31 protein-coding genes are annotated in these 25,550 nt (G+C 42.5%); 2 read left to right on the forward strand and 29 right to left on the reverse strand.

What is annotated here, in order from left to right; genetic code table 11:
- Position 1 precedes the first annotated feature (1 nt).
- The 28 genes from NZ875_03225 to NZ875_03360 form a co-directional block, all read right to left on the reverse strand.
- Positions 2-436, reverse strand: a complete 435-nt coding sequence (locus NZ875_03225; protein ID MCS7174745.1) for a hypothetical protein — start codon at positions 434-436, stop codon at positions 2-4.
- A complete protein-coding gene (pth, locus tag NZ875_03230) occupies positions 433-1,002 on the reverse strand; it encodes an aminoacyl-tRNA hydrolase (GenBank protein MCS7174746.1) in 570 nt (189 codons plus the stop codon). The genes NZ875_03225 and pth overlap by 4 nt, the downstream gene beginning before the upstream one ends.
- On the reverse strand, positions 999-1,655 hold the full coding sequence (locus tag NZ875_03235) for a 50S ribosomal protein L25 (GenBank protein MCS7174747.1): 657 nt from the start codon (positions 1,653-1,655) through the stop codon (positions 999-1,001). The genes pth and NZ875_03235 overlap by 4 nt, the downstream gene beginning before the upstream one ends.
- A gap of 12 nt (positions 1,656-1,667) precedes the next feature.
- Positions 1,668-2,618, reverse strand: a complete 951-nt coding sequence (locus tag NZ875_03240) for a ribose-phosphate pyrophosphokinase (protein MCS7174748.1) — start codon at positions 2,616-2,618, stop codon at positions 1,668-1,670.
- 1 nt (position 2,619) lies between these two features.
- A complete protein-coding gene (gene glmU / locus NZ875_03245; GenBank protein MCS7174749.1) occupies positions 2,620-3,966 on the reverse strand; it encodes a bifunctional UDP-N-acetylglucosamine diphosphorylase/glucosamine-1-phosphate N-acetyltransferase GlmU in 1,347 nt (448 codons plus the stop codon).
- Between the two features lie 12 nt (positions 3,967-3,978).
- Positions 3,979-6,180, reverse strand: a complete 2,202-nt coding sequence (gene priA / locus NZ875_03250; protein MCS7174750.1) for a primosomal protein N' — start codon at positions 6,178-6,180, stop codon at positions 3,979-3,981.
- A gap of 13 nt (positions 6,181-6,193) precedes the next feature.
- Positions 6,194-6,409, reverse strand: a complete 216-nt coding sequence (locus NZ875_03255; GenBank protein MCS7174751.1) for a hypothetical protein — start codon at positions 6,407-6,409, stop codon at positions 6,194-6,196.
- A gap of 2 nt (positions 6,410-6,411) precedes the next feature.
- Positions 6,412-6,945, reverse strand: a complete 534-nt coding sequence (gene pyrR, locus NZ875_03260; GenBank protein MCS7174752.1) for a bifunctional pyr operon transcriptional regulator/uracil phosphoribosyltransferase PyrR — start codon at positions 6,943-6,945, stop codon at positions 6,412-6,414.
- Positions 6,939-7,784, reverse strand: a complete 846-nt coding sequence (locus NZ875_03265) for a hypothetical protein (protein ID MCS7174753.1) — start codon at positions 7,782-7,784, stop codon at positions 6,939-6,941. Before NZ875_03265 ends, pyrR begins: the two co-directional genes overlap by 7 nt.
- Positions 7,714-8,904 carry a tRNA guanosine(34) transglycosylase Tgt gene (tgt, locus tag NZ875_03270; protein ID MCS7174754.1) on the reverse strand — a complete coding sequence of 397 codons (1,191 nt, stop codon included), beginning with the start codon at positions 8,902-8,904 and terminating at the stop codon, positions 7,714-7,716. Before tgt ends, NZ875_03265 begins: the two co-directional genes overlap by 71 nt.
- Positions 8,861-9,499, reverse strand: coding sequence for a cyclodeaminase/cyclohydrolase family protein (locus NZ875_03275; GenBank protein MCS7174755.1), 639 nt, complete (start codon positions 9,497-9,499; stop codon positions 8,861-8,863). Before NZ875_03275 ends, tgt begins: the two co-directional genes overlap by 44 nt.
- Complete coding sequence (gene deoC / locus NZ875_03280; protein ID MCS7174756.1) at positions 9,496-10,236, reverse strand: deoxyribose-phosphate aldolase; 741 nt, start codon at positions 10,234-10,236, stop codon at positions 9,496-9,498. Before deoC ends, NZ875_03275 begins: the two co-directional genes overlap by 4 nt.
- A gap of 11 nt (positions 10,237-10,247) precedes the next feature.
- Positions 10,248-10,796: an HDIG domain-containing protein gene (locus NZ875_03285; protein ID MCS7174757.1), complete on the reverse strand. Its 549-nt coding sequence runs from the start codon at positions 10,794-10,796 to the stop codon at positions 10,248-10,250.
- A gap of 4 nt (positions 10,797-10,800) precedes the next feature.
- A complete protein-coding gene (locus NZ875_03290) occupies positions 10,801-11,991 on the reverse strand; it encodes a hypothetical protein (GenBank protein ID MCS7174758.1) in 1,191 nt (396 codons plus the stop codon).
- A gap of 53 nt (positions 11,992-12,044) precedes the next feature.
- Complete coding sequence (radC, locus tag NZ875_03295) at positions 12,045-12,707, reverse strand: DNA repair protein RadC (protein MCS7174759.1); 663 nt, start codon at positions 12,705-12,707, stop codon at positions 12,045-12,047.
- Positions 12,667-13,260, reverse strand: a complete 594-nt coding sequence (locus NZ875_03300; protein ID MCS7174760.1) for a Maf family nucleotide pyrophosphatase — start codon at positions 13,258-13,260, stop codon at positions 12,667-12,669. Before NZ875_03300 ends, radC begins: the two co-directional genes overlap by 41 nt.
- Positions 13,187-13,732 (reverse strand): Gx transporter family protein, encoded by a 546-nt coding sequence (locus NZ875_03305; protein MCS7174761.1) that lies wholly within the window; start codon positions 13,730-13,732, stop codon positions 13,187-13,189. Before NZ875_03305 ends, NZ875_03300 begins: the two co-directional genes overlap by 74 nt.
- A complete protein-coding gene (locus tag NZ875_03310) occupies positions 13,729-14,097 on the reverse strand; it encodes a NusG domain II-containing protein (GenBank protein ID MCS7174762.1) in 369 nt (122 codons plus the stop codon). Before NZ875_03310 ends, NZ875_03305 begins: the two co-directional genes overlap by 4 nt.
- Positions 14,081-15,133: an FAD:protein FMN transferase gene (locus tag NZ875_03315; GenBank protein MCS7174763.1), complete on the reverse strand. Its 1,053-nt coding sequence runs from the start codon at positions 15,131-15,133 to the stop codon at positions 14,081-14,083. The genes NZ875_03310 and NZ875_03315 overlap by 17 nt, the downstream gene beginning before the upstream one ends.
- Positions 15,103-16,092 carry an AmmeMemoRadiSam system radical SAM enzyme gene (gene amrS / locus NZ875_03320; GenBank protein ID MCS7174764.1) on the reverse strand — a complete coding sequence of 330 codons (990 nt, stop codon included), beginning with the start codon at positions 16,090-16,092 and terminating at the stop codon, positions 15,103-15,105. Before amrS ends, NZ875_03315 begins: the two co-directional genes overlap by 31 nt.
- A gap of 11 nt (positions 16,093-16,103) precedes the next feature.
- A complete protein-coding gene (amrA, locus tag NZ875_03325; protein MCS7174765.1) occupies positions 16,104-16,628 on the reverse strand; it encodes an AmmeMemoRadiSam system protein A in 525 nt (174 codons plus the stop codon).
- A complete protein-coding gene (locus NZ875_03330) occupies positions 16,582-17,313 on the reverse strand; it encodes a hypothetical protein (protein MCS7174766.1) in 732 nt (243 codons plus the stop codon). Before NZ875_03330 ends, amrA begins: the two co-directional genes overlap by 47 nt.
- 82 nt (positions 17,314-17,395) lie before the next feature.
- Positions 17,396-18,304 (reverse strand): ACP S-malonyltransferase, encoded by a 909-nt coding sequence (gene fabD, locus NZ875_03335; protein MCS7174767.1) that lies wholly within the window; start codon positions 18,302-18,304, stop codon positions 17,396-17,398.
- Positions 18,298-19,239: an enoyl-[acyl-carrier-protein] reductase FabK gene (gene fabK, locus NZ875_03340; GenBank protein MCS7174768.1), complete on the reverse strand. Its 942-nt coding sequence runs from the start codon at positions 19,237-19,239 to the stop codon at positions 18,298-18,300. The genes fabD and fabK overlap by 7 nt, the downstream gene beginning before the upstream one ends.
- A complete protein-coding gene (gene fabZ / locus NZ875_03345) occupies positions 19,220-19,651 on the reverse strand; it encodes a 3-hydroxyacyl-ACP dehydratase FabZ (protein ID MCS7174769.1) in 432 nt (143 codons plus the stop codon). The genes fabK and fabZ overlap by 20 nt, the downstream gene beginning before the upstream one ends.
- Complete coding sequence (fabF, locus tag NZ875_03350; GenBank protein MCS7174770.1) at positions 19,648-20,874, reverse strand: beta-ketoacyl-ACP synthase II; 1,227 nt, start codon at positions 20,872-20,874, stop codon at positions 19,648-19,650. Before fabF ends, fabZ begins: the two co-directional genes overlap by 4 nt.
- Before the next feature lie 299 nt (positions 20,875-21,173).
- Complete coding sequence (locus tag NZ875_03355; protein MCS7174771.1) at positions 21,174-21,650, reverse strand: metallophosphoesterase; 477 nt, start codon at positions 21,648-21,650, stop codon at positions 21,174-21,176.
- 25 nt (positions 21,651-21,675) lie between these two features.
- On the reverse strand, positions 21,676-23,370 hold the full coding sequence (locus NZ875_03360; GenBank protein MCS7174772.1) for a hypothetical protein: 1,695 nt from the start codon (positions 23,368-23,370) through the stop codon (positions 21,676-21,678).
- 207 nt (positions 23,371-23,577) lie between these two features.
- On the opposite strand from NZ875_03360, the gene NZ875_03365 reads away from it, so the two are divergent.
- Both NZ875_03365 and NZ875_03370 read left to right on the forward strand, forming a co-directional pair.
- Positions 23,578-24,021, forward strand: a complete 444-nt coding sequence (locus NZ875_03365; GenBank protein MCS7174773.1) for a MarR family transcriptional regulator — start codon at positions 23,578-23,580, stop codon at positions 24,019-24,021.
- On the forward strand, positions 24,018-25,016 hold the full coding sequence (locus NZ875_03370) for an NAD-dependent epimerase/dehydratase family protein (GenBank protein ID MCS7174774.1): 999 nt from the start codon (positions 24,018-24,020) through the stop codon (positions 25,014-25,016). Before NZ875_03365 ends, NZ875_03370 begins: the two co-directional genes overlap by 4 nt.
- A 3-nt stretch (positions 25,017-25,019) precedes the next feature.
- Here the strand turns inward: NZ875_03370 and NZ875_03375 are convergent, their stop codons facing one another.
- Entirely contained in the window at positions 25,020-25,487 is a 468-nt protein-coding gene (locus NZ875_03375; GenBank protein ID MCS7174775.1) for a methylglyoxal synthase, read from the reverse strand.
- Positions 25,488-25,550: the final 63 nt, after the last annotated feature.

The following is a 25,550-nucleotide window of genomic DNA, read 5'->3' on the forward strand; positions in this document are numbered from 1 at the left end:
TTCACTTCTCCAAGATGCTTTTTTCAATAGCGCTGATCTGGTTTTTAATCTTATGGGCTGTTCTATAATCTTCTTTCCTTAAAGCCTGTTCCAACCTGTGCTTGAGAACATAGACACGCCTTAAGGCTATTTCTTTCTGATCGAACTGATTTTCCCCTTCCTTTCCAAAGAGGGTTTTCAGTACAGCTATAGGCACAATGGAGAAAACGAAATCACGCGGCAAAAGGTTATCGACGTGCAACTCCCCGATATCAGAATCTTGGACAATACGAACATAACCTATAAGGTACTTTAAATTCTTCCGACGGATTTTCATGCCCTCTTTGAGAACTTTTATCAAGCAACTCCTACACAGATGGATTTCTTTAGATATACCATCCAAGAGAAACCTATAGATTTTGATGTTCACGTTGGTTTTACAAACGTCACAATTCACACGATCACCTCTAAAGAGTTGTACAAAGACATCGCCTTTTGGACACCTTCTGATAAAATCACTTGAACAGCTTCAACGGCCACATCTAAAACTTTATCCAAAATAACTAGTTCTTCACTAGAAAAATTGCTGAGGACAAATTGAGCAAGGTCTATTCCCTCAGGTTTCGGTCCGATGCCAATTCTCACCCTTACGATCTCATCAGTTTCAAGCGCTTCAATTATGGACTTTAAACCGTTATGACCTCCCGCACTACCCCTTTGCCTGATTCTGATCTTTCCGAGAGGTAAATCGATATCATCGTACACAATGATTATATCATCGACCGAAAGATTGTATCTGACTAGTAACATCTTAACGGCCTCTCCGCTGACATTCATATAAGTGAGAGGCTTGACGAGGCAAACTGTACCACAATTCATCAATTCATAACTTTCCTCTCGAACAAAATTCGAGTTGCATCCGAGTTTTTCAATATATTTGTCTAAAAATATAAAACCCACGTTATGCCTATTCAAGGCATAACGCGGTCCTGGATTACCCAATCCGATTACGAAATGTTTCATTCCTTCTCTTCTTCAGTTTCTTCAACTTTCTTGCCTTTCTTTATCACTTCAGGCTCGACTTCAGTGGGAGTTGTTGCGGCGATCTCTTCAACTTGGAGACCCTTCGGTACAATCACGGTCACAAGAGCCTCGTCGGGTGGTAACAATACTTTCATACCTGCTGGTAACTTTAAGTTGCGAACATGATAAGATTCACCTAGATCCAAATCACTGACATCTATTTCTATGTGCTCAAGTAGAACTGTCGGCAAAGTTTCTACTGGTAACTCTGTACGTAGTATTTCCATGATGCCACCCTTTTCAACACCAATGGGCTTACCGATCACGCGTAACGGTATCTCGATCTTCATAGCATGCCCTTTCGCTGGCTTATAAAAGTCGACGTGGACGACTTCATCGGTCACCTTATCAATTTGAATCTTCTTGACGAAGGCTTCTATAATCTGAATTTCTTCACCGACCTTGATCTGCAGGGTGACTGGTTTGGCTTCAGAAAAGGTATGAACGAATTTCTCAACTTCTTGCTTCTTTAATTTGATAGGCATTGGTTGGCTCTCAGGACCGTAAATAACAGCTGGAATCAAACCCTGTTTTCTAAGCCTTCTAGCTGACCTTTTTCCACGCTCCATCCTGATCTCAGCTGCGAGCTGCATTTTAACACCTCCTCATTTGAACAAGATGCTTACAGATAGATTTTTTCTGATCCTCATGATTGCTTCACCTAAGAGATTAGCGATACTTATCACATGAAATTTGTCCGGTAAATTCTTGTGATAAACCGTGTCTGTTACATAAACTTCATCTATTTCGCTATTTTGAATCCTTTCTACAGCGTTACCAGAGAGAACCCCATGCGTTGCACACGCAAGTATGCGCTTTGCACCGGCTTTTTTCAAAGCTTGTGCGCCTTGGATCATCGTTCCTCCAGTATCGATTATGTCATCAAACATGAGCGCCACTTTGCCTTTGACATCTCCTATTATATTGACAACCTCAGCAACGTTATCCATCGGACGGCGCTTATCCAATATCGCCAGAGGAACTTGCAACTTTTCCGCAAGTTTGCTCGCGCGTCTCACAGAACCAACGTCTGGAGCAACAACTGTGATGTCTTTCTTGATATCAGCATAACGTTTTGTGATTTCCTCAATGAAAACTGGAAAACTGTAAAGATTGTCCAGTGGAATATCGAAGAAACCTTGTATCTGTTCTGCATGGAGGTCTATCGTGAGGACACGCGTGGCACCAGCAACTGTGATAATATTCGCTACAAGTTTTGCCGTTATAGGATCTCTACCTTTGGCTTTTCTGTCTTGTCTCGCATAACCAAAATATGGGATGACAACTGCTATACTGCTTGCAGAAGCTCGTTTGAAAGCGTCAACCATCACTAAGAGTTCCATTATATTTTCGTTGACAGGGGGGGAGAAGGACTGGAGAACGAACACATCGTGTCCTCTAACTGTCTCGTTTATTCGAACGTTTATCTCTCCGTCCGAAAAACGAGACACTTGACAATCACCTAACCTGAGCCCGAGATATTCTGAGACCTTTTGAGCAAGAGGAGGGTTTGAATTTCCAGCAAAGAATTTTAAATCATTACGTTGAAACGGCATCTCAAGTTTCCTCCTTTTTCCTAATAACCCATCCTGGTTTCACCACTTGCCTGCATCGCGCGATGGCTAAACTCCATTCTGGAACATCTTCAGTAATGACAGAGCCAGCTGCAATGAAAGCACCTTTACCGATTTTCAAAGGAGCAATCAAGCAACAGTTACTACCTACAAAAGCGCCATCATCTATAAATGTGGGATTTTTCCTCTTCCCATCAAAGTTACATGTTATTGTACCTGCTCCCACATTGACGTCTTCTCCAACAGTGGCGTCACCAAGGTATGCAAGATGTTGAGCCTTGCTCCGAGAACCTATTTTTGAATTTTTCACCTCCACAAAATTACCAATCTTGACACCCGATTTCAACACCGTACCTTCCCTCAACCTAGCGAAAGGCCCAACGGACACATCATCTTCAATTGTTGCTCCAACACAATCAGAACTGATTACACGTACTCTGTTACCAATCAGACAATTCTCAAGTCTCGCCATAGGACCTATAACGCAATCTTCACCAATCTTTGTCTTACCAAGCAGCAGAGTCATTGGATAAAGTATCGTATCGCAACCTATTTCAACGTCTGCATCCACGTATGTAGTTTCAGGATCGATGATGGTAACTCCCTGTAACATGAGCCTCTCTAAAATTTCAAACCGTTTTTTTCTTTGTGCGAAGGCCAGCTGAACTTTGTCGTTTATTCCCATGAACTGTCCCCAATCATCGGACTTGTGAACACCAACTTTGCTCATCATCCCCACCACATCAGTGAGGTAATACTCTCCTTTTGCGTTGTTACAATTCACCTTTGGCAGAGCACTCAGCAATTGCTTTCCCTTGAATATGTAAATTCCTGTGTTGACTTCCCTTATCATCTTTTCCTCATCAGTTGCATCAGCTTCTTCAACTATTCTCACAAAATTCCCCTTAAGATCCCTAACAATTCTTCCATAACCAGTTGCGTTCTCCATCACAGTTGAGACGATCGTCACATCATTTTCATCTTCTTTGTGTTGATTTGCAACTTTTCTCAACGTTTCAACCTTTATCAATGGCATATCACCGTAGAGTATCAGGACATCATCATCCGGATCAATGAAATCTTTTGCACTCATAACAGCATGTGCGGTGCCAAGTTGCTCTTGTTGAATCCGAACCTCAATCTCAGGCGGGAGGATCTCTCTGACTGTATCCGCGGAATATCCTAATACGATGCACACACGCTCACTCATCAATTTTGCGACATCTAAAACCCACAGCAACATGGCCTTTCCACAAATAGGATGCAACACCTTGGGCAATTTTGATTTCATTCTTATTCCTTTTCCGGCTGCCAACACCACAACACGCACTTTCTCACCACCTCACCAAAGTCTCGGTGGATTGACAAACACTCTCCAACCCACTTTTCCCACCTTGGCCAGAATATTGCTGAGCTTATTGAGTGTCCCTCTAAGATCGCTCGTCTTTATCAAAAAGTGGTATCTGAATTTACCTTTCAGTTTGAAAATTGGATGTTCAACTGGGCCTAGTAAGGTTTCAGTTTCAAACAAATTCGCACAGTAGTTCACCATTTCCCACCCAACTTGCGGAAGATCACTTTCGAGAACCACTTGAACCAGATCACAAAAAGGAGGATATCCTAATCCCTTCCTTTTTTCTAACTCCAGTATGTAAAATTCTTCTGTATTTGAAGTGAACACAAATCTCAAGAGATCATCTTCTGGATGAAAAGTTTGGATCAATACTTTAGCTTTACCGAAGTAACTACAAAATTTTCTCAAAAATTGGAACATCCTAAGATTGGTGTTGTAATCTGGCTGAGCGAGTAAACCGTCGTAGTCTAAGACGCAGATCAATCCGACCCTGTCTAAACCAATACCTTGAACGACAAGCCTGCTCCCCACGAGTACATCGATATCCCCAGATTGCAGCTTCAGGAATTGTTCTTGAACTTCGAAAGGATCAAATTCTTCGGCCTCTAACCTTACGATTTTCGCGCTAGGTATGTAATACTTCAAAAGTTTCTCAATTCTCTCAGTCCCAGCCCCCCTAGGGTAGAGAGCTTTCGCACCACAATTAGGACAAACAGATCGAGCGTCTTCCGTATGCCCACATTGATGACATTTGAAGATGTTCTGAGATTTGTGAAAGCTGAGTGCGACGTCACAATTCGGACATTTAAGCAAATGATTACAAACGAAGCATATGACATATGGCGAAAACCCTTTCCTTCGAACTAAAATTACAGCTGCGTGTCCTTCAGCAAGAGTTTCTCTCAAATTTTTCACTAATTCTTCCGATAAAATTGGTTTATTTCTTTCTACTTCTAGCACTGCAATGTTTGATCTTTGCTCTTCTTTTTGAGCTTTCAGCCAGACCAAATGTTGTTTCCTATGGAAATCAACCAAGCGAGGTTCACAAGACGAAACGACGAGTGGAATATTTCTAAACCTTGCCTTCATTTCAACCATTTCCAATGCGTCGTACACTGGGTCATCGAATTGATAGTAGGCATCGTCCTCACTCTCTTCTACAACTATCAAACCAAGATTCTTGATCGGAAGAAATGCAGAGATTCTTGTACCAATCACTATTTGAGATTTTCCACTAACTGAATCAATCCAAACCTTAGCCCTTTGAGATTTCGACATACGTGAGTGATAAACTTGTACGTTTACATCTAGAAATTTTCTGATTAAACCTGCTACAGCGTAAGCGAGTGAAGAAAGCGGCACCAAGAAGAGCACGGTTTTACTCTCGCGGATAGTTCTCTCTATCATGTCAACAATTTTATACACACGGTGCTCTATGCTAGAGCCCACCAAAACTGTTTTAGTATTTGCAATTATATCCAAACTTACTTTTTGTATTCTGTCATGCTCTATTTTCATCGGTAGAAACTGCGTCAACTCGATCACGCCTTTTTGTTCCAATTGCTTGATTTTTCGAGTGTTAATTCCAAACAGTTCGATCAATTGCTCAACTGTCGCATAACTATTCATTAAAAGATAACTTATCACTTCGTATTCAATATCATCGTTTGCGCGCGATAATACTTTGAATCCCCCTTTGAGAACCACGTATGATTTCAACAAACGAGGTTTCGGGATCTTACCACCAAAGATTTTTTTCACCCTTATATAACCTTTGCTCAAGTAGTTCCTAAAACTCTCCGATCCATACTTGTCGAGGAAATCCTCTAGTGGGAGTGAGTCAAAACCGACCAAAGGCGAGCAAGCTTCAACCACACTCTCTGCATAATTGTCAATGAAAGATGGAAAAGCTAAATCGAACAGCAACCCCGGTGGAGAAAAGAATTTCTCTGAGAGCAATCTTATCGATTCAACATCTTCAGGAGGTATGAAACTCGTACGGTCCAACCTTTCCAAAACTTTTTTGAGGTTGCGCTCAGCTGTTTTTTCTGAAATCCTTGTCACATAACCTAAAGTTTTCTTGCCGTGAAAATCGACTACAACTCGTTCACCCAATTCGAGCGGTTCTTCGCTTTTGTAGGAAAAGAGACAACGGAGCGGGATTTTTGAGATGGCCAGATCGTACACCATTGTTCAAAAGTCCTCAAGCTTCCTTTGTCCAGATCACTTTCTTGCCGTCCACTATAGATTGTAATTCTTGTGGCACCTTGACCTGACCGGACTTGAAAATCTCAATGATGAGATCAACAGGAATAGATGTGTCCAACCATATCTCGGACACATCAACGCTGGACATTTCGCGTGCGACCATTTGCATGAGACTTCTTTCTATGGCTCGTATGTATTTCTCTAGGTCCATTTTCACTCCTCCAAATGAACTATGTAAACAGCATCTTCTCCGTCGATCTCTTTCAAGCAAACTTTGACTCTTTCTCTCGCTTTGGAAGTGGGCAGGTTTTTACCCACAAAATCGGCCCTTATCGGTAATTCTCTATGGCCTCTATCGACCAGAACAGCTAGCTGAACTTCTTTCGGCCTACCGCGCTTCGAAATAGCATCGAGCGCGGCACGCACAGTTCTACCGGTAAACAAAACATCATCCACCAAGATTAAAACTTTGTCTTTCAACTCAAACGGTATTTCGCTCAGGTCCAGATCTCTTTTTCTTTCATCGTCCCTGAATGGACTCACATCGAGTTTTCCAACTAAAACTGGTTTGTTCTCTATATCACGAAGAAAGTTTGCCAATCGCAACGCCAAGTAGACTCCTCTGGTCATGATCCCAAGTAAGGCTACGTTTTCCAAACCGCGATTTCGCTCAAGAATCTCGTGAGCGATTCTCAACAAAGACCTTCGAATTTCATCCTCACTTAAAACTTTTACTCGCTTCACCATCTCACGCCTATACGAAAATCAATGTGATAGTCATAATTTAGTTCTTTGAAGAAATCCGAACTGTCAACTTTTGAGAATGGATAGAAAAGTGAAAGTTGAATGTTCAAATTCCCCACCTTGAAGGAACCACCAATATCAACTGCCAGAACTGAGTCTTTATCCACCGTGTAGAACAAAGGTACAGTCACGTACAGATTTAAAGGCTCTATGCTCAGTTGAGCACCTGGACAGACTGTCCAAAGATCATTGAAACCATACATCACGTCCAAAGCGAATTTCATCTGATCGTAATCGAGACAAACACCTGCTCCTACACTTGCTTGATTCACTAAGTTAGGATTTGAAGACCAAATCCTGAAATTTTTAACCGTTAACCCATACCCTAGAGCACCACCCTCACTGAATTTTCCCTTTGCTCCAAGATCGAGAACCACCGAAGTATTAACAACTGCATTTTGAACAACCCTTTCGATACCAAAATTCAAACCTAAAGATCCCAGACCTGCGGTCCCAGCCACTCCATAAATGAACGACAACCTCTCCTGGTTGAAATCGCTGAATTCTGCAGATATTGCTACAACACCTGCTAATGTATCAATAGGAGGTTCGATCAAAGCGAAAGTGAAGGATCTCACATTACGATCTCTAGAGATGCGCAAAGTATTCGAGAGGAGAATTTGTCTCACTTCGTTCTCAACGATTCCAGCAGGATTTGTTCTGAAAGCCCAAGGTCCAGAAGAAGTGGCAGAACGACCATCTGCAGAAAAATCAACAACGTCGGCAAGACATATCGACATCAAAAGTAGAAGGATCAACACAGTTCCCCCGACGTTCTTCATAAGTTTTAACCACCTCCTTCCTCATTTCTTCCACTTTACCTTCCTTTATTGATTTTCTCACAAATTCCATGAACTTGAACATGTAGTAAAGGTTATGGTGTGTCAACAACATTCCGGCTAGAGCTTCTCCTCTGTTCAAAAGATGATGTATGTAAGCTCGCGTATAGTTTTGGCATACTAAACAATCGCATCTCTCGTCGATCGGTGATAGATCCTTTTTATAACGAGCTGATTTTATGTTCAACCTACCAAGGGAGGTTAAAGCTCCTCCGTGACGAGCCAATCTGGTTGGATAAACGCTATCGAACATATCAACTCCCAGTGTGACCAATTCAATTATCGTTTTTGGAGAACCACCGCCCATAAAATATCTCGGTTTCTCCCAAGGCAACTCCGAAACCGTTACATGCGTAAGTTGGAGAGTTTTTTCAAAAGGTTCTCCCAAGCTTAAACCACCTATCGCAAAACCATCGAATGCTAACTGCGATAAGAACTGTGCACTTGCTTTCCTTAAATCCTCGAATGCTCCACCCTGAGCGATTGCAAACAGCATTTGCTGTTCTTTGACGCCATGCTTCAAACACCTCTTCGCCCATTCATGAGTTCTCCTCATCGCATCTAAGGCTTCTTTATAGCTCGATTCGATGGGTAGACAATGGTCTAGGACCATCACTATATCAGAACCGAGCACCTTTTGAATTTCCATAGACATTTCTGGTGTCAAGAACAACTTCGAACCATCGTAAGGTGAAACAAACAAAACCCCATCATCACTAATTTTTCTGAACTCCTTCAAACTGAACAGCTGGAAACCCCCGCTATCTGTAAGGATACCACCGCTCCAAGCCATGAATTCGTGTAAGCCACCATGAAGTTCTATCACTTCTAAACCGGGTCTTACTGCAACATGGTAAGCATTGGATAGAATGATACCAGCACCGATCTTCTTTAGTTCATCACTCCTCATCAACTTCACATTGGCGTTGGTACCAACTGGCATAAAGATCGGTGTTTCAAAGACACCATGTGCGGTAAACAACCTGCCAAGCCGCGCAGAACCATGTTGACAGATTATTTCAAACCTCGATTCCGGCACGTTGTTTGGCGATCTCTCTGACATCTCTCAAAGCCCCTTCTATTTCACCTGTGAGAGTTTTCAGCTCATGCATCATGTCTCTCACGAATGTTTCATCCTTGATGGATTTGAGGTTAATCAACACATTTGCTTTAGCGGAGCGAAACGCACCAGCAGCCAATTCTGCAGCACTTATGGCATCTGATATTGCATTGACATTCCCCCACCGCGCTACGATTTGAGCTGCTTTGATCACATCCCTCGAGTACCTGCATATCTCGTATGGGATATGTGCTGCTCGCTTCAAAGCATCTTGTATTGATTTCTTCCGCCTTTCCTTTTCCTCTTCAGTTTCTTTCGGTAATTTGTAAGCTTCCATGACTTCATCGAAAGCCCTCGCATCTGACTCCGAAAGTTCAATCAACATATGTCTAAGTTCTTCCATCTCTTCCACCACACGTTCCATTTCAGCGTGCCATTCTGCATAATCTTGCCTACTCAAAGTCAGTTGTGCTACCATCTCGTTAAGAGCGGCACCAAAACAAGCAACGATGGCACTTACAGCTCCTCCCCCAGGTGTGGGACTCTTGTCGGCCACTTTTTCAACGAAGTCTCTTATTTGCATTTTTTCAAAGCTCATCTCGAAACCCCCTCTTTCACTATTTGAATGCTCGAGCTGGTCCCAATTCGACTGGCACCAGCCAACAGCATTTGTACAGCTTGCTGGTAACTCCGAATACCTCCAGATGCTTTTACATTCAACCTTGGTGCACACCACTTCATGAGATGAACATCCTCAACAGTCGCACCGCTTGAACCAAAGCCCGTAGAAGTTTTAACGAACTTTGCACCAGCTAGTTCCGCTATCACACACGCAGCTATCTTTTCTTCCAGGTTTAAGTAGCATGTTTCGATTATCACTTTCACTGGCTTCCCACGGCTCGACTCAACAACCGATTTGATATCCTCGTAGACATACTTGTAATCTCTCGATTTCAATTTCGAGAGATTGATCACCATGTCGATTTCATCAACACCAAGTTCCACAAGTTCCTCCGTTTCCCTCGCTTTGCAATACTGAGTATTCGCACCGAGCGGAAAACCAACCACGCTCACCACTTTGACGTTGGAATTTTTCAGTCTATGGATTGCACGTTTTACGTGCACCGGATTAACACAAACTCCGCAGAATCCATATTGAATGGCTTCATCACATAGTTTGTCTATCTCTTCCTCAGTAGCTGTTGGCCTTAAAAGTGTGTGTTCTATCGCCGAAATTACTTCATTAACAGAAAAATTCCGCGATGGCAATTCGAATTTGTAGCTCTTCTGATATTCAATCAATTTTCTTTCAACAAGCTCCTCAATGCTATTCATGTCATATCCCCTCACAAACCTAGTTCAGCTCTTATCGATTTCATCGCTTCGAGAGATATTCCCAAGAACTCTTCCAACGAGAGTCCCATTTCCTCGCACTTCATCATTTGTTGCCTGTTAGCGCCTTTGGCGAAGAGCTTTTCTTTGAAACGCCGAATCAAAAAGTCCACATCTATGACTTCCAGAGATTTTTCCGGTGTTATTAACGCTGCAGCCACTATAAAACCAGACGTTGGGTCTGCAACATAAATAGCCTTTTCTAGAAGTGTTTCACGTTCCTTTTTTTCACAGTGTGCTAACACTGCATCCAAAACTTCTTTTGGAATCTCGTAAGATCTCAGAATCTCGATCGTTTTCAGTCCGTGTAAATCAGGTTTGTCTTTGGTGTAATCGTAGTCTAGATCATGAAGCAAACCTGCCAATCCCCAGAGTTTCTCATCTTGCGCGAACTTTCGTGCCAAAGCTTTCATGATAGCTTCCACCGCAAGACAATGTTTTATTAGGTTTTTTGTCTTCACATGTTCATATAAAAGCTCCAAAGCTTTCTCTCTTTCCAACATCCGCTCAAACCTCCCAAAGACACGTATTTTTGCAGTGTCTTTCTCCGAAGTACAACCTGAGGTACTCAGGATCTTTGAAGAAAATCCAAGCATCCTGATTTGAAAGCATCTTGAGGAATCGCTCGAGATCTTCTTCGTTAGAAATGATCCTGAAATTTTTAGAAATTCTATGAGACCCGAGTACATTTCTGATCAAAGGAGGCTTGTCACTCAGCTCGGTCTCCGTGTACAAAACTTCCCCAACATTCGTCATGAAACACTTCATATGCTCAAAAGCTCTAACAAAATTTCTATTCAAATTGAAGCTCACAAGTACGAGTCGTGCCAGAGGATCCTTCACGGCAACTTCCTCGAGCAAAGGTTCGTTCACCGTCTCACCTTGGATGAGTCTCAACGATTCGTTGAGTACTATCATTCTCGGACAATAAGGATAAATTTTTCCTATCGTGCCTCTATACTTTGCAAAAACATATTGTGCGCATGCAAAACCCCTCTTTTCCAAGGCTGGTGCCACCTTTGCGAGCTTGTCTTCGGACTCAACCAAAGCAGAGACTATGAGAAGCATAGATTTGTATCCATCTTTAGATACACAATTGGCGAAAGTTGATGGGTTGAACCGACCGTCTCGATAAGCTTCGAGCAATAATAACGTGTAAGGATCATTCGTCAACTCTGAATAGACTTGAAAGAGTTTGCAAGCTTCATTGAACCTCCCAAAAGCTAAGAAAACTTCAGCTGCCGTCAAATAGGCCAATGTCTGTCCTGGATAATTCTTGAGTAACTGTATGGTATCTTTGATGACACTCTCGTTGAATGTATAGAGCTCACTCAAAATCTTCAGGGATTCCACATAGATGGAACCAATTCTGCTTGAATCTATCTTTTCTCTTCTCAGAAATCTGATCAAATTGAGTAGAACATTTCTGTGTGTTTCGTCTTTCACTAAGTGAAGTTTCTTTTGCAGTGACTTTTGAATGATTTCATCAGGCACCCCGTAAGCAAAATGATTCAAATCGTGAATGGACCAGATTTCTTCGATAGGTAGGTCTATTTCAAGTTCGATCTCGATTCTCGGTTGAAGATGCTTCCGTTCTTCGGGCCGGCGCTCACGCAGGAGCCCCTTTTTCTTGAGATCCTTTTCTAATTCATCTTTCAAACGGAGGAGATTCAAAATTCTTTCATCATATTCCTGCAAACTTTCTCACTCCAGGAGAGTAATTTTTTCCTCTTTTGAAATTCTACCACAGCTTAATCAACTTCTCTGATCTTTCCATTCGCTCTGAAACTGTAATAATTACTTTTACCAACTATGATGTGATCTATAACTTTGATTCCTAAAATCTTTCCAGCTTCAACCACACTAGTTGTCACCCGTTCGTCATCCTTGCTCGGTGATGGATCACCAGACGGATGATTGTGAACCAAAATCACCCCAATCGCATTGGTTCTCACGGCCAGTCTGAAGATATCGCGTGGATGAAATAGAGTTAGATTGTTCGTACCCACAGTTACATCTTTATAAGTTATCAATGAAAGTCTGCTGTCAAGCAAGATCACTCGTGCAATTTCTTTCTCGCAAAGTCTCATGTCGTGGCAAAATTCGAAGACGCTAGAAGGATTGTCAAGCACTATGCGAGGTTTGGATAACTCCGCGTAAAGTCGCTTGCCAAGCTCAAAGGCGGCCTTGATGCTCGCTGCCTTTGCCAAGCCGATGCCTCCCAGAGAGGCTATCTCATCCAATGAAGCGTTCGACAAAGATCTCAATGAATTGTCAAATTTGTCTAGAACTTCCTTTGCGAGTTCATTGACTTCCTTACCTTTCTTACCTGTTCTCAATATGATCGCTATCAGTTCAGCATTAGATAGTCCTTCAGATCCAGCAAGTTTCATACGCTCTCGAGGCCTCAACACACCATAACCCCCTTGAGTAAAGATAATTCCAAACATCGTAAATTGGTAAACCTATTACTACATATGGATCACCGATGATCGACTCCACGAAAACCGCTCCAATATCCTGTAGACCATACGAACCCGCCTTCCCAGAGGAAAACTTCGAAGCATAAAAGGAAACGAAATCCATGGAGACCTCTCTGAACTTGACCTTGGCAGATTTCAGCTTCATCCACACCTCGTGCTCACTCACGATGGCAACAGCAGTGTGAACTTGATGCCATTTTCCCATCAATTTGCAAAGTTGCTGTTGAGCTTCATCCACACTGGCAGGTTTACCGATGGTCTCGCCATCTAGGTCAACAACTGTGTCAGCTGCTATAACGATGGCATTTTCTCTAACTTCAAAAACCTTTGTTGCCTTCATCAAAGCAAGTTTTTCAGCTGTCTCTTGCGGTGTTGTGAAATTTGGTTCTTCTATGTTCGGATCAACGATTTCAAACTCGTTCACCATCGTTCTCAGTATTTGTATTCTTCTTGGTGATGTCGAAGCCAAAACTATTCTTCGCACGTTTCACCACTCTTTCTGTCAGATACGCATTCAGAATCGCACCAGGTACACCGAAGATCAGCATCTGGGGTAAAACTACCAAAAAAGTCCAACTTTTTATTAGCAAAGCACCGATCATTGACTGAGTTATGTTGTTCACAACGCTGCCAATGATACTCACACCTACCAAACCGAAGATGAATGTTCTATAAACCAGAACTTCCACTAAAGCTGACGTTGTAGATCCCGCGATTGACATAAGGGAAATTACATTGAACAATCGTCCGGTGATTAAAGAACCAAGAACACTTTTCAAAAGAGCAACCATTAAAACTGTTCCCCAGTCGAAAAGAGTCACAGCAATGAGGACAACCAAGTTCGACAATCCCCAACGACCGAACGGTAAGGGAAACGGAATGAACGTCTCGAGAAAATATACCACCGCACCAAACGAAGCTAATGAAGAAATTAAAGCCAATTTTTGTGATTTCACCAAGTCATCACATCCACGCCAGCGTTAGTCGATTTTTTGAACTTTATTAATACTCTGTTAGGAACGCATATGATGGTTCCACCAGATTTTACACTGCCAGTTTTCTCACAAATCTTCAAAGGGCAGTTGGAATCCTCAACATGAACCTTGTATCCATCAAAAACGATCTTCATGAGGTATTTATCACCATTTCGAAGTTCGTAAGAACCAGGCGCCTTTATTTGCATGATCGTTTTACCTTCAACGAGAACCTCAACGGACTGATTTACACTCGCTCCTCGCAGATAAAAAACAAGGAAAATAAATGTAAGAGCAGTTATTAGCAAGATATCGAGTTTTCTCAGAACTCTATTTTGGTTGTTCATAAACTACCATTGTCGACGATTTTCGGATCGTCCCGTTTTCTTCCACCAACAATACACTTCCACCGAATTTTGGGAATTCAAGCACGACAAATTCCCAGTCTTGACCCATGACAAATCCGGCAGTTGATAACGCGTCAGCTGTAACAGCGTTGTCTGCCACGACTGTGACAGATATGGCTCCTTTAGCTGGAAAACCCGTTTTGGGGTTGAGAATGTGGTGGTACCGGATCCCGTTGAGCTCGAAATATCTTTCATAATCACCCGAGGTCGCAACAGCACCTGAAGTAAGGTATAGATAAGAAATTGCTGTATCTGGTTTTCTCGGATCGCGAACACCGATGACCCATGGCCTTGAACCAAATTTTGGTCCAAGTATCCTGATATCTCCTCCTGCCTCAACGAAACCTGTACAGTCTTTATCGACTTCTTTGGCTACTTGGTATGCTCTATCCAACGCGTAACCTTTCGCTATCCCACCGAGATCTAATTTCGCACCATTTAGAAGCCTAATTCTTCTACGCTGATGATCGAGCTCCACCTTGTCAACACCAGAACGCTGAAGAGCACGGTTGATTTCATCCAGAGTTGGGATTCTATTAGGTATTTTCTCTGCGATTTTATCGAATCCCCACAATTGTATGAGATTACCCAGAGCAGGATCAAACGCACCGTTCGTTATCTTGCTAAACCGTATTGATACATCCAAAAGAACGAAAGTTTCTTCGTCCACATCGATCCAATCTGTAGAACCATTGATCCTACTCACCACGCTTGCTGGGTCGTTAGGATTGTATTTCTTGTACACTCTATCGAGTTCGTTGAATATGATTTCAGCTAAGACTTTTGAATTTTTCTTCGATGAGACAACTATTCGACAATAAGTACCAAGGGTGAAGCCATTCAGTTCATGATAGCTTGGAGTAGCTCTGAAGAACGATGTCAGAAAAATGATCAAAAGGATCGTCAAAAGCGAGAGTGAAATGAATGCTAATCTTTTGTCAAATTTCAGAACATTCTTACTATTTTTCTGCCGCATTTACTGCACCTTCCTTCTGGATCCAATCCCACGATTTTTACATCGTAACCTCTTCGAACGATCGACAACGCACCACAATCAGGGCACACCGTTTTTTCATACTCAGGGTCCCAGAGATTTCCTATATAGACAAAATCCAAGTATTTTTTTGCGAGTTGGTAGGCTTCTATCAAGAAGTTAACCGAGGTTGCTGGTGCATAAGATTTATAGTTCGGATAGTATCTAGACAGGTGTAAGGGAATGGATTTGTCTAAACTTGCGATCCATTTGAATTCTTCCTCCAACATACCCAAATCATCGTTCAAACCAGGTACGATCAATGTCGTGAGCTCTACGTGAACGTTGGCTTTCACACACATTTCAATTGTGGTTTGCACTGCTTTCAATTTTCCCCCAAGCTTGGCATAAACACGATCATCGAAAGCTTTCAAATCAATGTTCAATGCGTGAATTGATTGAAGTAACAATTTAAGAGGTTCTTTCTCAATCATACCGTTCGTAACGAGAACGTTATAGAGTCCCTCCTTAGCTGCAACCCTTGAAGTGTCCAGTACAAACTCGTACCAGATGAACGGTTCATTGTACGTGTAAGCTATACCCCTTGAGCCTCTACTTTGAGCTATGGAAACCAACTGCTGAGGAGATACACGCTTCGTTGGTGCAACTTGCTGGGAGATTTCCCAGTTTTGACAGTAGAAACATTTCATATTGCACCCAAAGGTACCGACGGAGAGTATGAGTTCAGCAGGATTGAAATGGTACAGAGGTTTCTTTTCTATGGGATCTAGGGCTATTGAAGTTATTTGACCATAATTTAAGGTTTCCATAACTCCGTCTTGATTTCGTCTCGCAAGGCAAAAGCCAATTTGTCCTTCGTCCAGCACACAATGATGGGGACAAAGTTCACACTTAATTCGGTTATTCTCTAATGTAGAAAAATAAAGTGCCATCCTTTGCACTTGACCACCTCTCAATGATACCTCTCAACTGTGAATCTGTACACATCGAATCTCTCGCGTTCGGAGATACCTGCCTTCCTCAAAGCTATTTGAATCTGCTGTTCGACGGTGTCCACCCCTGGTAGATCTGGCAACAGAAGCCCCCTTTTGTAACCACTCACGACGATCACACCATATTTCTTTGGATCGAGCTGACTCAAATCTTTAACTTTCTCAGGTTCGCTCAAGATATCTACCGTTACATCTATTTGATCGAGCTCATCCTCAGCCACTGGCGGAAACCTGGGATCTTCCGTTGCCGCAGCGATTGCATTATCCCTCACTTCAATTGCCAGATTCGCTTTCGTGGGCATAAAGGTACCGATACATCCTCTCAAAGAACCATCGAGTAGATGGAGACTAACGAAAGCTCCTGCCCTGCGTAATAAGAGCGCTTCGGGCGCGCCATCTCGAATCGGATCTGCTATTTTTCCGTCTTTAATATAATTCTCAATACTCTTGATCGCCCACTTTACGAATGGATGGTTGCCTCTCATCCACTTTCACCTTCTTCAGAAGTTCATACACCTTAGAAATCGGCACTGGATCAACATCGCAAGAGAAGGCATGGCAAATTTTAGACTCATGTGTGAAAACCTGAACCAATTCTCGAGCCACCTTAAGGTAACATACCTTATCTTGCTCTTCAACCGTGAGGCAATTCAAAATTTTTTGTAACTGAACTATACACGTATCACCTACTCCTGGTAATTTTAAAGAGAAAGAATTTTCGCTTGTACATATGTTGAACAAAAATCCAAATCTCTCAAGGACTTTACCTAGGGATCTCGGTAATAAAACTGTGACCAACCGTTGAGGATGAATTTCTTTTGTCAAAACAAGCATACGCATCAGATAATTCAACACAGTGTGAATTCCCAAACCCCGACACGTTATACTCGAATCAGCAGAAGGGACATAAGCTACATTCATTCCTACAGAACAAAAACTGTAAGCCAATCGTAAAGCATCATCGTTTCCTATTACCAAAATTTTCTGCACAGATTCACGTTGAGCAATCTTAATGATTTCTTTTCTCACATTACTCAGGGACGACTCCAACATTTGTGAAAGATCTTGAATGTTCTCATTGAAATTCAACAACATCAAACCACTTCTGTTCAATTCCTTGAACAGCTCTTCAACACCTGGACAGATCCCTCCGACAATTGTCCCAATCATTAGCTTTCCCTTAATTTGAATTATAACTAAAAAAAGAAAGAAGGGCGGAAAATTCCGCCCCTCGATCTTTTCGACTGATTTTTCAAACAATTTGCGAGACCAATTTCCTTTCTTCTGAGAGAACCTCCGAAAAGTGCCTGCAACTTTCTGGTTTAATTTTTTTGATGAGATTCGTCAAAATTTTCTGCGGTCCTACCTCTATAAAGTTGTTGACACCAAGCACAATCATTCTTTCCACCGATTGGTACCACTTCACGGATCCGCTTATTTGGTTGAGTATATTCTCTTTGATCTCTTCAGGATCTGTGGTTTCCTTCGCAGTACTGTTCATCACGATTGGCCATCTCGGTCTTCTAAACTTTACACCTCTTATCTCTCTGGCCATTTTTTCTCTTGCTGACTCAAGCAATGGCGTGTGAAATGGTCCACTAACTTTCAACTCGATCACACGTTTTGCAATATTCCTCAATTTTTCTTGTGCTTTTCTCACTGATTCGACTGTGCCACTTATAACTGTCTGGTCTAGCGCGTTATAGTTTGCTATCCAAACCCCTTCCATATCGGAGATGATTTCCTCCACTTTCGCAACATCGAGACCTATCACAGCGATCATGCTACCAAGACCAGGTGGAACCGCCTGCGAGATATACTCTCCTCTTTTTCTCACCAGGTACAATCCCAACTCGAAGTCGTAAACGTCCGCTGCAGCCAGTGCTGTGTACTCACCCAGACTGTGCCCAGCCACGATACTTGGTACTATACTTCTCCTGATCAATTCATCGAAGGCCACATAACTGGCAAGATATATCGCAGGTTGAGCGTTCTCCGTAAGTTTCAAAACATCATCATCTGTGTTCATCAACTGATACATGTCTATTCCCAAAACTTCTTTCGCTCTCTCAAAGAAGTATTGAGCTCTCGGATAAGTCATGAATTCTTTCCCCATTCCAGAATATTGAGATCCCTGGCCGGGAAATATGAAAGCTAACATGATATCACCTCCCTACAGAGCTTTTCAACAGTTTCAAAGAACTCTTTCATAATCCGTTCGATCAACTCTTTCACCGTTGGTACATCCTCTATCAAACCACACACTTGGCCTGCCATGAAGGAACCAGAATCGATGTCCCCGTCGATCACCGCTCTTTTCAAACTACCCACCAAAATCATTTCTGCCTCTTCTGGGCTCTTCACTTCCAGATCACATACTTGTCTCGCAAATGGCGTCTTGAGAACGCGTGCCGGGTGACCAAGCTTTGCTCCCGTTACGACCGTGTCACGTATCGATGCACTCAGAATCCTTTTCTTGTAATTTTCATGCACTTCGGATTCAACTGTAGCGAGAAATCTTGTTCCCATTTGGATACCTTCAGCACCTAGCGCGAATGCAGCCGCCATGGCTCGCCCATCCGCAATTCCACCGGCTGCAATAACTGGTATTTTCACGGATCTAGCAACCTTGTTTACTAGCACGATCGTACTGACTTCTCCTATGTGCCCACCAGATTCCATGCCTTCCGCCACAACAGTATCAGCACCAGCTCTTTCAACTAGTTTTGCTAGAGAATCTGAAGCCACAACAACTGCAACTTTGATACCATGTTCTTTCAGCTTTTGTATGAACTTTGTAGGATTACCAGCCCCGAATGTGACCACGGGTACTTTCTCTTCTACAACGGTTTCCAAGAGTTCTTCTACGTACGGGGAAGCGAGCATTATATTCACACCAAACGGTTTGTTCGTCAAAGATTTGATCTTTTCGATTTCATCCCTCAACTGTTCTGCTCTCATAGCTCCAGAACCTATCACCCCCAAACCTCCAGCGTTAGAAACAGCAGCAGCCAATTTCGCTGTTCCAGCCCAAGCCATTCCACCCATGACGATGGGATAGTCGATTTCAAACAGTTCAGTCACCCTGTTCTTCATACTTTTTCACTCCCAATAAAAGTTCTGCGACGGCCACGGTTCTGTCATTCACCACAGCTTTAGCTTTCACCTTCACCACATTCAACTTTTTTTCGATTATCTCGATCTCGTACCTTAGAACATCACCTGGTTGAACTGGCAATTTGAACCTAGCGTTGTCTATTCCTAGAAAGAGCGGTATCAATTTTTCCTCAGGTTTCAACAATAACAACCCTGCGGTCTGCGCCATGCCCTCTATGATCATTACACCTGGATAAATGGGGTAGTTTGGGAAGTGACCCAGAAAAAATATTTCAGAAACAGTGATGTTCTTGACTGCCACGATTCGCTTTTCATCTTTTTCTATCACTTTGTCAACCAGTAATATAGGGAACCTGTGTGGCAGGATACGGAGTATTTCATTCACATTCAACCTTCATACCTCCCAATGACGATGGAAACATTGTGCCCCCCAAAACCGAAAGAGTTCTTAACGAAATTTTTGATGTTCAAACTCAACGGCTCCTTTCCAACAACATTGATTTTCACGTCGGGATCCTTTTCATCCAAGTTCGGCATAGCGTGGAGAAAATTTTCTTGCATTTCTAGAATCCCAATAACTGTCTCTGCAGCAGCCGCCGCACCAAGCAAGTGCCCCATGAGCGCTTTGGCACTGTTCACAAAAACGTTACTTCCAAAAACTCTTTCTATCGCTTTTGCTTCTGAAACATCTCCTGCAGGAGTACTCGTAGCGTGACAACTCACATATTGAACATCTCTCGGTGAAATCTTCGCATCTTCCAAGGCAAGCCTCATAGCTTTTTCTGCACCAACTCCATCAGGATCTGGGGCACTCATGTGATATGCATCATCGTTCATTCCAAATCCTTTTATCTCAGCGATTATGTTTGCTTTTCTCTCGAGCGCTATCTCTTCCGATTCGAGGATGAGAATAGCTCCTCCCTCTCCCATGACGAAACCATCGCGTTGAACATCGAACGGTCTAGAAGCTTTTTGAGGTTCATCGTTCCTCATCGAGAGAGCGCGCATACTTGCAAACCCAGCCAAGGGAAGAGGAGCAATGGTCGCTTCAGCGCCTCCCACGATAGCTACATCTGCATAACCATGTTTGATCAGCATGGCTCCAAGAGCTATGGAATGTCCCGAAGAGGCACATGCGCTCACCGGTGCGAAGTTGATACCCTTCAGTCCGTACTCAATTGAGATGATTCCAGACGCCATATTTATGAGCAACATAGGTATCAAAAATGGACTCACTTTCGAAGCCCCACCTGCGAGGAATTTGTTGTTCTCTACATCTAAAGTGATGAATCCTCCCATACCTGAGCTTACGAGTACCGCCGTCTTCTCAGAAAAGACAGATAGATCTATTCTTGATTGTTCTAAAGCTTCTTTGAAAGCGGCAAGAGCAAAATGGACAAACCTATCAGTTCTACGCGCAAGTTTTTTATCCATATATTTCTCAGGATCGAAATGCCTAACTTCGGCGGCAATTTTAACAGGGAGATTGCTCGCATCAAAGCTGCTGATTCGTTCAACAGCTACAACGGATCTCTTCATATTCATTGTCACTTCTTCCTTACCAATCCCCAACGGACAGACTATTCCCATTCCCGTGACCACAACGCGTCTCATATCGATCACTCCTTTGATTTGTACTTAGTTCCATGCGAATTATATTGAGCAAAGAAAAGGGCCGTCAAAGTGGCCCTTTTAGAATGAAAAAATATGATCTTGTTTTTTTAACACAACGAAAGCTTATTCCCAAATAATCCATTGAAACGCCTTTTCATACACCTGGAGTCAAACAATGAACTTCAGTTTTTATGGTCTATAAACCTTTTACCTCACCTTCTCTGCTGTTCGACGATGAGGTTTTGAACAAAACTACAGAGGATTATGCTTCCTTAGTTTACACTAAATACATTTTTTCTTCATATCTGATAAACCTCCACTTTCCGAGAACATGGTTCAAGGAAAACAACACTCGCTTTCTCAGCGATGTACCCACTACCATCGCCAGGGTTTATCAAAAGGCACTTACCGACCTCCTTGATATCGGTTTTATGTGTGTGACCATAGAAGATGAAATCATAATGTTGAGATTGCAATAAGGCATCCAGTGCAAAAGGTTCATGCATCATTGCTATTCTTCTCTCGCCAACCAAGAACTCAATTGGACCTTTCACGATCCGACCTGAGGACCTTTGGCTGAGAAGAAGTATTTCTCCGTCGTTGTTTCCAAAAACCCCATAGAATTCAGCATTGAATTTCAGAAACTTATTCAGAGAGAACGGAGAAACTATGTCACCGCAGTGAAAAATGTGTGTCACGTCACGTTTTCTTGCTTCTTCCAAGAACTTGTCGATGTTGTGCAAATTATCGTGTGTGTCAGAGATTATGAGCCACATTTTTTCACCCCCCGCACATTACATTTTAATCCGCAAAGAGAGCTAAACAATTTTGGTTGAAAGTACAGAAAGCTACTAACGTTGTGGTCAAAGAACTCAGGTTCACGGAATGGACTTCCAACCTGTTACTGTAGAGAATATAAAGATTCTGGCCTACAATTTTCATCGCTACTGGAAGGTTGGAACTGACTTGACTTAGCTGGTTACTATCAGTTCTTCCAAGATAGACTCCTTTACCAAATATTCCCAAGCAAAAGAGGTCTCCTGAAGCATCAACTAACCTCACATCGTTTTGAACGATTATGCTTCGAATAGGGTTAAGACCATTTTGATCACATCCATGAATTTCAACGAGGTAGTTGTTATTCCTGTAACAAGACACGAAAACCAAGCCACCACGTGCGAATATCCTTTGCGCGCCATCGATGTTTTTTGTATCGATCAGTTGTAGAGTTTCAGGGTTTAGTATTCGCACTGTTGTACCACTGAGAACTAACAAATGACGGTCGAGACTGATATAGGTTCCACTCATCTGAGTTGAGGTAGCATCGGCTAAGTTGTACAGATTGACCCTTCTCACCACATTGGATGCGATTTGAGCGAGGTATCTGTCATTCAAGTCAAAGTTGGAGGAGAACAACAAAAGATCGTGTCTCTGTGAACTAGTTATCTTCAGATCCTCGGTACTCAATCTCACCACCGAATTATTCGTAACAACAAACAGGTCATTCCCTACCGCTCGAACAGCCTTTATATCTCTTGAAACGTAGTTTGAAACTTTTTGTTCAACGCGTGATCCGTTGAGCCCACATCTAATCACATTTCCATCCTGCAAAGCTACAAAGATACGTGGGATATCTCTTACGACAGTGAACATCTTTGAAAAACCACTGTGCTTTCCTTCAAAGCTCACAACATTGAACACGTAATTGTACTCAGCATTCTCAACAACGTCTCTGTCCAGATAAAAAGTTTCTGTTCCTTCAAAGATCCTTATCCAATGATCTTCTTCTCCTTTATAGATTTGATACAGAGAAGCGCCTTCCACAGGCTCCCAGGAAATCAGAATGCCTTCTTCAACGTTCGTTAACGTAGCTGAAGAAACTGTCTTTATAAAGTCTGCTTCGATTATCACCTTTATATTCCCAAAATGATTCACAGTGAAAGAATACTTGTTCAACCTTCCTGGTTGTAGCTCAATCCCGAAGAAACCTTTCTCTGGCCAGACGAGCATCTGTCTTTCCATTTGATCATACAAAGTGAACTTCGCGTTCCATACGGCACTCGAAAGGTTCTCAAACTGAAAAGTGGCGATTCCATTCTGAAAATTTCTCTCCTCGATCCGTATATCGTTAGAATAACTCAGTTCCAATTTCACACGAGCAACTTCAGTTGAAACAACAGAAATATTGATTTGTAAGCCAGCGGTATTCAAAAGCATAGGTACATTCACCGTATTTTCCACGTTTGGAAGCACTTCCACCTGCGTTTGGCCGACGTATAGAACGTGGTCTTGATCGTCTTTCAGTGTAACCGAAACACTCCAAACACCTTTCTCGATGGATTGAAAACTAATATCACTCTGGCTTGGAAACTCAAAAGTTCGGGAAATAATCCTTGAACCTTTGCTGAGTATTATGACACCGTGACTTGGTCCCACTTCTGGTATAGCTTTAGGCATGGAAATCTTGACAACGAGAGTCCCTGTTTCCTCGCGCAACGAAAAAGTACATGAAGTGACCGCTAAAATCAAACAAAAAATGAGCAAGAAACAAGCCCTTGCCAAAATCAACACCCCCAACAAGTAGATGTTCGATCTAAATAGATGTTCGACCTATCGTGATTTTATCAACGATTGGAGCAAGTTATGGTCATTTTGTTTAATTATTTGACTGTTCAATGTTTTAACTGTATAATAGCTTTGGTGATGAATGTGGAAGGAAGAAAAATTGTGGAAGCCATTATCGAGTTGACCTTGACTTTTTCGAAAATGATCAAGTTTCATCCAGAACTAGAAAAATTGCGTGCAGTAGAGCTTTACACATTGTTCTATTTGCTCAGACATGGTCCATGCAAAATGAAAGATCTCGCCCAAGCCCTCTCCATGACGAAAGCGAACATTACACATTTGGTGGATGCTCTCGAACGGAAAGGTTTTGTTCAAAGAATCTTGAACGATTTGGATAGGAGGATCGTTCATGTTTATGTAACAAATTATGGGAAGAAGATTTACGATGAATTGATAGAAGAGTTGTCTAAGCTAGTCGAAAATGTCGCTTCTAAATTGAAACCGGCAGATTTAGTCATCATTTCACGAGGCTTCGAAAAATTCCTCGCAGAATTTTCTGGTTCTAAGGGGGGAACAAAATGATCGCTGTGACTGGTGGCACAGGGCATCTTGGAAATGTGCTCGTTCGAAAACTGGTCGAAACTGGTGAAAGAGTGAGAGTTTTGGTAGCACCTTTTGAGGACATCAAACCGTTGGAAGGTTTGAACGTAGAAATTGCAAGAGGCGATATAAGGGATCGAAACTTAATCAACAATTTTTGTGAAGGAGCAAGTATCGTTTTCCACCTAGCAGCAGTCATATCGATCTTTGGCAAGAATAATTTGGTCTACGACGTGAACGTGAACGGGACCAGAAACGTTATAGATTCCTGCTTGAGACATCGCTCAAGACTGGTCTATGTGAGTTCAGTTCACGCTTTTGCAGAGCTCCCTAAAGGTTCTCTCATCGATGAAACCGTACCGATAGATCCCAATAGGGTGACAGGGACGTATGCGAAATCCAAAGCGATTGCAACCAACTTAGTCTTAGAAGCAACCAAACGTGGTCTCGATGCCGTGATAATGTGTCCAACTGGCATCATAGGCCCGTACGATTGGCGCATATCTGAAATGGGTAATTTGTTGTTACTCCATTTGAGCGGAAAATTGAGAGTCCTAATGGAAGGTGGCTTCGATTTTGTGGATGTGCGAGATGTCGCAAACGCTTTGATAGTTGCTTCCAAAAAGGCAAAGAGTGGAGAAATTTTCATAATTGGTGGCACATACATAACTGTGCGCGCTCTGATCCAATTGCTCGATAAGATTGAACCGAAGCATTCTGTGAAATTGTTTTTGCCGATTTGGCTTGCTAGAATCATCTCCTATTTCACAACACTTGGTCGTTTCTTCGATAAAAAAGTGCCTCTCACACCCTATGCAGTGTTCACGCTCAGTAGGAACTATATCTACTCACATGCAAAAGCAGCAAGAGAGCTTAGCTACATACCAAGACCTATAGAAGACTCGTTGAGAGATACAATAATGTGGCTTAAATCTTCTTTTGATCTCACACTGAAGATCGCACACGATAGCATTTGATCATTACTCCTTGACTATCTTCATTATACGTTCGCGCAGTTGTGTTTCATAATCCGGCTGTATTTTTTCGTACTCTTGCTCGAACAAGGGTGAAGAGATCAAAAAATCGGCACTCGAACGGTTGATAGCCACTGGAATATTGTAAACTGTGGCGAGCCTTATCAAAGCTTTGATATCGACGTCGTGCGCGAGTGGTTCGAGTGGATCCCAAAAGAATATGAGGACATCTATCTCACCTTCAGCGATCTTCGCCCCTATTTGTTGATCGCCCCCAAGGGGTCCACTTTTGAACTTGTACACTTTCAACCCCGTTCTCTCCTCAATCAAGGTACCTGTCGTACCGGTGGCATACAGTTCGTGTTTGGATAGAGTACCTTTGTTGAACTCAACCCACTCAATCAAATCTTTCTTCATTCGATCGTGTGCAACCAGTGCTATTCTTTTTTTCTTTGAAAGCTTGATTCGTTGCAAATTCACCACCCCCACGGTTTTATTGTAAACTCGGGAAGTTAAAATTCAAATTGGGGTGAGAGG

The sequence above is a fragment of the Pseudothermotoga sp. genome (assembly GCA_025060105.1).
Classification (GTDB): Bacteria; Thermotogota; Thermotogae; order Thermotogales; family DSM-5069; genus Pseudothermotoga_A.